Raw genomic sequence first — 1,049 nt, 5'->3', positions numbered from 1 at the left:
CGCCGGTCCTGGTGCGGGGCGCGCCGCGGGTGCCGGGGCGGAGCCCCACTCGGCGAGCGCGCCGGCCAGCCAGCGGGCCGACGGACGGTCCGCCGGATCGCGGGAGAGCGCCCGCCGGACCGGCTCGGCCAGCGGCCCGGTGATCCCGTCGAGGTCGGCCATCCCGCGCAGGATCCGGAAGCACACGGCGTGCAGCGAGCCCTTGCCGAACGGCGAACGGCCGGTGGCCGCGAACGCGACGGTCGCCCCCCAGGCGAAGACGTCCGAGGCGGTCCCGGCGTTCCCGCCCTCGATCAGCTCCGGGGCCAGGTAGGCCGGGGTGCCCGCGACCATGAGCCGCTTGCGGCGCGGACGCTCCGCCGTGTACAGGACGTGGTCGGCCCCGGGCTCGTGCGCGATGCCGAAGTCGATCAGCGTCGGGCGGTCGCCGAGCACCATGACGTTGCCGGGCGCCACGTCCCGGTGCAGGATCCCCGCGTCGTGGACGGCGGCGAGGGCGAGCGCCAGCGTCCGGGCGAACCTCGGCAGGCGCGCCCGGGGCAGCGGCCCGTAGGCGTCCACGAGGTCGCCGAGCGGCGTGCCCGGCACGTAGCCCAGGGCCAGGTGCGGCCGGTCGGTCTCGATCCGGCCGCCGAGCAGCGGCGCGACGTACGGGCTGTCGACCCGCCGCTGGGCCGCCATCTCCCGGGCCAGCCGCCGCCGCGCCTCCGCGTCGGGCGCGAACTCCGGCCGCAGCTCCTTGACGGCGACCTCGCGGCCCGCCGCGTCCAGGGCGAGATGGACGACCGCGGTGCCGCCGCCCCCGACCTCGTTCAGCAACCGATACTCGCCCAGTCGCCGATGCGTCCCCATAGCCCTTTTGACGCCGGTTCGGCCGCCATCGTTCCTGGGATCTCGTCACCAGGGTCCCGCGCCCGGAGAAACCGCCCTCCGGCGGGAGGACGACGGTACCCGGCGGAGTCCCCCGCCGGGCTCGGTGGAACGACGCGTCCGGACGCAGGTCAGGCGCCCGCGGGCGGCGCGGGTCGGACGGCGCGGCCGGACGCGGG

1 protein-coding gene is annotated in these 1,049 nt (G+C 77.7%); it reads right to left on the bottom strand.

Annotated features, from left to right (window positions below):
- Positions 1 to 819 (bottom strand): serine/threonine-protein kinase (locus DZF91_RS23315; RefSeq protein WP_158588027.1); only part of this gene is annotated, 819 nt, incomplete at its 3' end.
- Positions 820 to 1,049: the final 230 nt, after the last annotated feature.

Origin of the sequence: Actinomadura logoneensis (genome assembly GCF_003428695.1) — a bacterium.
Taxonomy (GTDB): Bacteria; Actinomycetota; Actinomycetes; order Streptosporangiales; family Streptosporangiaceae; genus Spirillospora; species Spirillospora logoneensis.
The sequence above is the reverse complement of the archived record's forward strand: the minus strand, read 5'-3'. Positions and strand labels throughout refer to the sequence as shown.